The sequence below is a fragment of the Microbacterium sp. SCN 71-21 genome (genome assembly GCF_001725695.1).
Lineage (GTDB): Bacteria > Actinomycetota > Actinomycetes > Actinomycetales > Microbacteriaceae > Microbacterium > Microbacterium ginsengisoli.
Genome location: NZ_MEGA01000096.1, coordinates 5,704 through 13,164, shown reverse-complemented (window position 1 = coordinate 13,164; position 7,461 = coordinate 5,704). Strand labels below are relative to the sequence as shown.

The 7,461-nt window shown below is 67.4% G+C and carries 7 protein-coding genes and 1 tRNA gene; 4 read left to right on the top strand and 4 right to left on the bottom strand.

Going from position 1 to position 7,461, the window contains the following annotated elements; genetic code table 11:
- Positions 1-572, top strand: a 572-nt coding sequence (locus ABT08_RS11905) for a sulfite exporter TauE/SafE family protein (protein ID WP_288115085.1), incomplete at its 5' end; no start/stop codon positions are given.
- 337 nt (positions 573-909) lie between these two features.
- Here ABT08_RS11905 and merB read toward each other — a convergent pair.
- Positions 910-1,584: an organomercurial lyase gene (gene merB / locus ABT08_RS11900; RefSeq protein ID WP_056519172.1), complete on the bottom strand. Its 675-nt coding sequence runs from the start codon at positions 1,582-1,584 to the stop codon at positions 910-912.
- A 15-nt stretch (positions 1,585-1,599) separates the two neighbouring features.
- Positions 1,600-2,523, bottom strand: coding sequence for a LysR family transcriptional regulator (locus ABT08_RS11895; RefSeq protein ID WP_056519169.1), 924 nt, complete (start codon positions 2,521-2,523; stop codon positions 1,600-1,602).
- 83 nt (positions 2,524-2,606) lie between these two features.
- On the opposite strand from ABT08_RS11895, the gene ABT08_RS11890 reads away from it, so the two are divergent.
- Positions 2,607-3,521 (top strand): DMT family transporter, encoded by a 915-nt coding sequence (locus ABT08_RS11890; RefSeq protein ID WP_056210306.1) that lies wholly within the window; start codon positions 2,607-2,609, stop codon positions 3,519-3,521.
- A gap of 17 nt (positions 3,522-3,538) precedes the next feature.
- The gene (locus ABT08_RS11885) at positions 3,539-4,465 is read left to right on the top strand and encodes a ketopantoate reductase family protein (protein ID WP_056210303.1); all 927 of its coding nucleotides are present in this window, start codon (positions 3,539-3,541) and stop codon (positions 4,463-4,465) included.
- 209 nt (positions 4,466-4,674) lie between these two features.
- Here ABT08_RS11885 and ABT08_RS11880 read toward each other — a convergent pair.
- Positions 4,675-4,747: transfer RNA gene (locus ABT08_RS11880), tRNA-Lys, on the bottom strand.
- Positions 4,748-4,861: 114 nt separating this feature from the next.
- Positions 4,862-5,512, bottom strand: coding sequence for a fasciclin domain-containing protein (locus ABT08_RS11875; protein ID WP_045245858.1), 651 nt, complete (start codon positions 5,510-5,512; stop codon positions 4,862-4,864).
- A gap of 252 nt (positions 5,513-5,764) precedes the next feature.
- On the opposite strand from ABT08_RS11875, the gene ABT08_RS11870 reads away from it, so the two are divergent.
- Positions 5,765-7,461: cytochrome c biogenesis protein DipZ (locus ABT08_RS11870; protein ID WP_288115084.1), on the top strand; the 1,697-nt coding region annotated here is incomplete at its 3' end.

Sequence of the window (7,461 nt, the reverse complement as noted above, 5' to 3'; positions counted from 1 at the left end):
CGCTGCGCGCCGGTCCCGACCTGCGCGGCCATGCCGCAACGCTGCGCACCTGGATGCCGCCGTCGGTCCTCTTCTCCCTCGCCGGGGCGGTACTGCTCGTCCTCACCCCGGGCGCCCTGTTCGACCGGGTGGTGCCCTTCCTCGTGGCGACGGGCTCCCTCGTGCTGCTCGCGCAGCCGGTCATCGCCCGCGCGCAGCGACGCTTCGGGCGAGGGATGCCGCGCCCCGCCGCCGCGATCGCCGGGGGCGCCGTCGCGACCTACAACGGCTATTTCGGGGCGGGTTCCGGCATCCTGCTGATCACCCTGCTGTTGCTGACGACCGAACCCGTGCTGCACCGCGCGAACTCGCTCAAGAACGTCATCCTCGTCGCCTCGGACGTGTTGCCCGCCATGCTGTTCGCGGTGTGGGGCACGGTGGTGTGGGCGGCGATGTGGCCGCTCGCGATCGGCGCCGTGCTCGGTGGCCTCATCGGCCCCGCGGTGGCCCGTCGTCTCCCGCCGGCGGTGCTCCGCGTGCTCATCGCGCTGTGCGGCTTCGCGCTCGCGGGGTATCTGCTCGTCCGGGGGTGAGGGTGGGCCCGGTTGGCCTCGAGCTCACGATGGCTGAGTGCCGCGCTCTGTCGAGTGCATTCCGGGCCGCTGTGCTTCTCGGTGGGAGCGGCAAGGGGTCGACGTGGCATGCGGCTGTGCGGGCGGTGTGAACACCACCGCAGACATCCGCGGCGTTGCTGTCGACTTTCCGAGGTGCTGTCCCCGGTCGGACGACAGCGGTATTCAGCAGTCGGCGTATCGACGTTCTCGGAATGTCTTCATCCGCACGCCGTCGCCGGCTGCACATCCTCCATGCGAGTTGCGGGGCGAAGGGCGCCCGTTCGTCACGGCGTCACGGCACCTCTGCACATTGTCGTCATGGTTCCACACCCCAGAAGGGGCCGGTCAGGCCGACCTCGCGGAAGTAGGCCGCAGCGAGGGTGGGATCGCGGCGCTCATAGGGTGTGTCGAGCCTGCCGTCGTACCAGTGCGCGGCGAGGTTCCAGAGCGTGGTCAGCGTCATCACATACCCGCGAGTGTTGCCCGTTCTGGCGAGCCAGTCGTCGAGGCAGCTCTCGTCGCAATAGATCTGTTGGTTCTCGCAGGCGTGGGTGGCGTCGGGCCAGATCTCGGCCGCAGGGACGAGGAAGTGCGCGATCTGGTCGCCCGAGGGCGGGTACTCGTTTGTGACTGTCCATGCGTGGGCTGCGCCGCAGGCGGGGCAGGTGGTCGCGATGAGCGCGGACGGGGAGTGGGGGACGAGGTGCGGAATTGCGAATGCGTCCCAGGCACATCCGCCCCACCAGAGTGTGGTCGTGCTCATGACGGAGAAGCGGAACGAACGGCTGGCGAACGGGTGGGCGAGTACGACGTCCCCGTTCTGGAGCACGAGGTGGTGGGAATCGGCGAGTTCGACGAGTGCGGCCCTCGCTTCGTCGGGGGTGGCCTTGACCGCAGCGGCGAGTTGTCGAGCATCGAGCGATCGTCCTGTGGTTGCGAGGTGACGGTAGAGCGTGATACGGATGCGCTCAGCCAGGTCGGATATAGGCAACGGCGTACTTTCGTGTCAGGTGGCGAGAGGTCGCAGAGGCAGTCTTTCTGCCGCCGCCTCGGTGAGGATGCGGGTGAGGGCGCGTATCCCAGGATCGACGACGTCGGGAGTGCGCGCTGCGAGGTGGACGCTGCGCACGAGCGGGGAGTCGAGACTGAGCAGATCGACGCCGTCAGGAAGCTGCGCGATGGTCAGCGCGGGCACGAGAGCGACGCCGACTCCGGCGGCGACGAGTTCGAGTTGGACGCTGAAGTCCATGGATTCCGCGACGATTCGGGGTTGGAATCCGGCGAGGCCGCAGGCGCGTTCCATCATCGTGAAGCAGGTCACGTCGGCTGTCGGCGCGATCCACGGTGCTGTCGCATAGTCGGATAGTCGCGGGGTCGACGCCGGCTGTCGATAGGTCGCCGACACCGCCAGCCAGACGGGTTCGCTGCCGAGGTGCTGAGACTCGATACCGTTCGGGAGGTTCCTGGGCACGTTCGAGTATGAATGGACGACCGACAGATCGGCGTCGCCCGTCATGAGGGCCGCGATCGCGCTATCCGGCTCCTCAGTGGTGAGGCGCACCTCTAGGGCCGCTCCAGTGTCGGCGAGCATGGTGCGGTAGGCATCCGCGACGAATGTGCGAGCCGCCGAGGGGAATGCGGCGAGGGCGTATCGACCGACTGTCCCCGCACGGAGTGCCTCTAGTTCAAGCTCCGCAAGCGACAGTCTGTCGAGAATGGCGTGACCGTGGTCAGCGAGGGTCGCACCGGCGGCGGTGAGTACGAGTCGGCGGCCCTGCCGCCGTGTGAGGGGGAGCCCGATCTCCTTCTCAAGAGCGGTGAGTTGCATCGATACGCCGGGGGCGCTGATGTGCATCTCCTCCGCTACGGCCGCAATCGTGCCGAGACGCTGCAGGGCGGCGAGCAACCGGATCTTGCGCACGTCGATCATGCCAATTCACCTTAAGCAATTTTTATCTGTTAAGTAAGAGAACGTAAGTTGTGTTGATGTATTGAGTTTGACACTCTGAATCCGTGAGAGTCAATAGGGCATTCCTGGCTGGCGTGCTGGTAGTGGTGTTGTGGGCGTCCGCGTTCCCTGCGATCCGGGTCGCGGTTCCCGCGATGGGGGTTATCGGGCTGTCGTTCGCACGCCTGCTCGTGGCGGCGGTCGCGCTGGTGATCGTTGCAGTCCTGGCGAAGGCCCGGATTCCGAGGGCACGCGATCTGGGGTGGATCGCGGCGTGCGGGTTCTTCGGGATGACCGCATACCAGCTGTTGCTGAACTGTGGGGAACTGTACGTGCCTGCAGGGACGGCGAGCATCATCGTCGCCGCCGCGCCGCTGGTCTCCGTCGCCGTTGCCCGCGTCCTCTTCACCGAGCGCATCTCCCGCACCACGATCGTGGGCAGCGTCATATCCCTCGCCGGCGTCGCGTTCGTCTGCCTCGCTCGCGCTGGCGTGTCACTGTCAGCCGCGGTGTGGATCGTGGTGGCTGCCATGGTGGTGCAGGGCATCTATCACCCGCTGCAGCGTCCTCTTCTCCAGCGGTACAGCAGCGTCGAGGTCGCCTGTTACGCCATGATCGCTGGCACTGTGATGACTCTCCCGGCGGTGGCCTTCGACCTCGACGGGCTCCTCAGCGCCGGCCCGGCACCGTGGCTCGCAGCCATCTACCTGGGCCTACTGCCGTCTGCGGCTGGTTTCGTCCTCTGGGCTTACGCCGTCGCGCGGATGCCGGTGGCCGTGTCCACGTCGCTCCTCTACCTCGTCCCTCCCGTCGCGGTGCTCATCGCTTGGGGCTGGCTGGGCGAACTGCCGATCCTGCCCGAACTTCTCGGCGGTCTTGTCGTCATCGCAGGAGTCGTCACCATTTCTCAGGGTCCGCGCCTCCTCGCGCGCCGCGTCGCCAGCCGCGCCGCACGCACCGTGCCGAACGCGATCGACTGAACTCGGAAGGGCGGGACATGTCCATGCGCATTCTCATCGTCGGCGCGGGCGCTGTGGGCGGCTTCTTCGGTGCACGTCTCGCGCGGGCGGGCGTCGACATCACCTTCCTTGTGCGTCCAGACCGAGCCGCCTCCCTCGCCGAAGACGGGCTCGCGCTCATCGACCCCGACGGTGCTCGCACCGCAGTCGCGGTTTCAGCGGTGACTGCGAACCGGCTCGATGACCGCTGGGACGTCGTGCTCCTCGCTGTGAAGGCGATGTCTCTCAACGCTGTCCTCGACGACCTGACAGCCGTCCTCAGCACGCGCGCAGTGATCCTGCCGGAGCTCAACGGTATCGACCACATAGACCTGATTCGCTCTCGATTCTGCACAGCAGTTCTGCTCGGCGGCGTGGCTGTCGTTGCTACAGAGCTCTGCGCGAATGGAGACATCGCCCAGCTCAGCCCGGAGGCATCGATTGCCTTCGGAGAGCTCGACGGGTCACTCACACACCGAGTGACCCAGCTCGGCGCCGTGTTCGCGGGCGCCGGCATCGATACCGTGGTGTCCGAGACCATCGTGCACGACATGTGGGAGAAGTGGTTGTTCATGGCCGCAGGCGGGGCGGCGACGGTGCTACTGGGCGGGCCTGCGGGTGCGATCGCCGCAGTAGAAGACGGTGTGAAGCTGGTCGAGCTGCTGATCGACGAGGTGGTCCAGATCCAAAACGCGGCGGGCCATTCACCTCGCCCCGCCGCGATCGAGCGAGTCAGGGCTGCGCTCACCCGGCGCGGATCAGACTTCACCACGTCGATGTACCGGGACTTCGTCGCAGGACGCGCGACCGAAGTCGAGCCCATACTCGGCGGCCTGCTCCGTCGCGCGGGGACCCACAACGTCACGTCCCCGATCCTGCACGCCGCCACCGTCCGCCTCCGCGTCCACGAGGCCAGCCGGGCCTGAACGGGTCGCTCCGATCACATGCGATTCAGGCCGGATGCGGTCACCTCGTCCCGTCCGGCTTCGCTCGCATGCGGCGACGGCGCTGGAGATGAGTTGCTCGCGCGTGGCGTTGTCGTGGTGAGGGAAGAAGGGCGTGGAAAACGAATACATCGCAGCGTCGCCAGATGATTCCTCACGCCCTCTTGCCGACCCCAGCGCGACAAGTCGGGTGGGCCCGGTGGGGCTCGAACCCACGACCCGCGGATTAAAAGTCCGATGCTCTGCCGACTGAGCTACAGGCCCGTGTCCTCCAGCCTACTGGGACGCGCACGGCGCTCCGGCCGGTGCCGGGCAGACGAAAGCGACCGCTCGGACTCCGGCGAGTCCGAGCGGTCGCTGACGTGAGTGACGCGGGCGTCAGTTGCTCGGCGGCATCAGCACCGTGTCGATGAGGTACACGGTTGCGTTGGCGGTGTGCACGCCACCGCAGATGACGGCGGAGTTGCCGTTGACGGTGAGGTTGCTGCCGCTGCCCGACACGGTGAGGGTCTGGCCCTCGACGGTCGTGTGGGTGCCGACGATCTGCGACGGCGGGATCTGACCGGCCACCACGTGGTAGGTCAGGATCTTCGTGAGCAGGTCGCTGTTGGTCTTGAGCGTGTCGATCGTGGCGCTGTCGATCTTCTTGAACGCGTCGTCGACAGGGGCGAACACGGTGAACTCGCTGCCGTTCAGGGTCGAGACGAGGTTCACGTTCGGGTTCAGCTTGCCGCTGACGGCCGCGACGAGCGTCGTGAGCAGCGGGTTGTTCGAGGCCGCGACAGCGACCGGATCCTGCGACATGCCCTGGATCGAGCCGGCGCCCGAGGGCACCGCCGACGCGTAAGCCGAGCAGCCGGGGCCGACGAGGTCGGCCGAGGGGTCCATCGTGGCGGATGCCATGGGGGTCGACGACGGCGTCGACATCGATCCCGAGCTGGTGGTGGAGCTCGAACATGCGGTCAGCGCGAGGGCGCCCGCGAACAGAAGCGCGACGCCGGAGATGACCTTGGACTTCGTGGTGAGCATGATTCCTCCGTGGTGAGGGGTGGGCCGGGGGGACCCGTGGGAGTGAACGACGCACCCGAGCGTTCCGGGGGCGTCCGCCGCGGTGCGACGTTCATCAAGCCGTTCGGGGCGGTCGCGGGATCGGATTGGACATCGAACAGATCCGGATGCCTCGGGCCGCCGCATCCGCTCACTCAGCGTGTTCGCGGGCAGCAGTTCCCATCCGAACGGGCGACGGGGCCGAACTGCTACCGACACGAAAGGGAGGTCGTCATGACCCTCGTCATCATCGGCCTCCTGGGCGGACTCATCACCGGCATCTCGCCGTGCATCCTTCCGGTGCTGCCGGTCATCTTCCTCACGGGAGGCGTGCAGGCCAGCGCCGCGACCGGCGACGAGGAGGTGCGCCCCGCCTCCCGCTGGCGGCCGTTCCTGGTGATCGCCGGCCTCGTGCTGAGCTTCACGGTCGTGACCCTCGTCGGGTCGCTGATCCTCGGACTGCTGAACCTGCCGCAGGACATCATCCGCTGGGTCGGCATCGTCGTGCTGATCCTCATCGGCATCGGCCTCATCGTGCCCCGGTTCGAGCGCATCCTCGAGAAGCCGTTCACCTGGCTTCCGCAGAAGGAGGTCACGAACCGGGGGAGCGGCTTCGGCGTGGGTCTCGCCCTCGGCGCGGTGTTCGTGCCGTGTGCCGGTCCCGTGCTCGCGGCGATCATCGTCGCCGGCTCCACAGGCCGCATCGGCGCCGACACGATCTTGCTGACCGTGTCGTTCGCGATCGGCGTCGCCGTGCCGCTGCTCGTCTTCGCGCTCGCCGGGCGCGCGGTCGTGCAGCGCATCCGCGCGTTCCGCACCCGCGAGCGCCTGCTGCGCATCATCGGCGGCTCCGCCATGATCGCGCTGTCGGTCGGGCTGGTGTTCAACGTGCCCCAGCTGCTGCAGCAGCTCGTGCCCGACTACACGTCGGGGCTGCAGCAGCAGCTCACCGACAACCCCGACGCGCAGAAGGCTCTCGCCCTCGGCGGCCTCGTCAACGACGAGAACAAGAACCTCGACAAGTGCACCGCCGGTGCCACCGAGCTCGAATCGTGCGGCACGGCGCCGAGCATCAAGGGCATCCAGCAGTGGTTCAACACCCCCAACGACCAGCCGATCACGCTCTCCCAGGAGAAGGGCAAGGTCGTACTGATCGACTTCTGGGCGTACTCGTGCATCAACTGCCAGCGCTCCATCCCGCATGTCGTAGCCTGGAACAACGCCTACGCCTCGCTCGGACTCGAGGTCATCGGCATCCACTCGCCCGAGTACGCCTTCGAGAAGGACCCGGCGAACGTCATGGCCGGTGCCAAGAACTTCGGCATTACCTACCCGGTCGCCATCGACAACAACCTCGACACCTGGACCAACTACCGCAACCGGTATTGGCCCGCCCACTACCTGATCGACGCGCAGGGGGTGGTGCGCAACATCCAGTTCGGTGAAGGCAACTACGCCACCACCGAGAACCTGATCCGCCAGCTGCTCGTGCAGGCGAACCCGAACGTGCAGCTGCCCCCGCCCACCGAGGTGCAGGACACCACCCCGCAGGTCGGCTCGACCACGCAGGAGACGTTCCTCGGTGCGGCCAAGCAGGCCAACTTCGGCGGCGGCACCGCCTACGACCCGGGCACGACCACCTTCGCCTACCCCGCCTCCCAGCCCGACGACTCGTTCGTCGTGCAGGGCAGCTGGAACCTGACCTCCCAGAGCATCACCCCCGGCACCGACCAGCCCGCCCAGGTGCGGCTGCGCTTCCACGCCGGCATCGTGCAGATGGTGCTCGGCGGCACCGGCACCGTCACCTACACGCTGCAGGGCGGCGCCACCCAGACCGTGCAGGTCAGCGGCACTCCCAACGCCTACCAACTGGTCTCCAGCGGAGCCGCCTCCGACGGTCAGCGCGTGCTGGAGGTGACCGTGTCGCCCGG

Bases quoted from the DNA above. Each gene is read 5' to 3' on its own strand.
- ABT08_RS11875 (WP_045245858.1), bottom strand. From the start codon at position 5,512: ATGCTCACCACGAAGTCCAAGGTCATCTCCGGCGTCGCGCTTCTGTTC.
- ABT08_RS11895 (WP_056519169.1), bottom strand. From the start codon at position 2,523: ATGATCGACGTGCGCAAGATCCGGTTGCTCGCCGCCCTGCAGCGTCTC.
- ABT08_RS11885 (WP_056210303.1), top strand. From the start codon at position 3,539: ATGTCCATGCGCATTCTCATCGTCGGCGCGGGCGCTGTGGGCGGCTTC.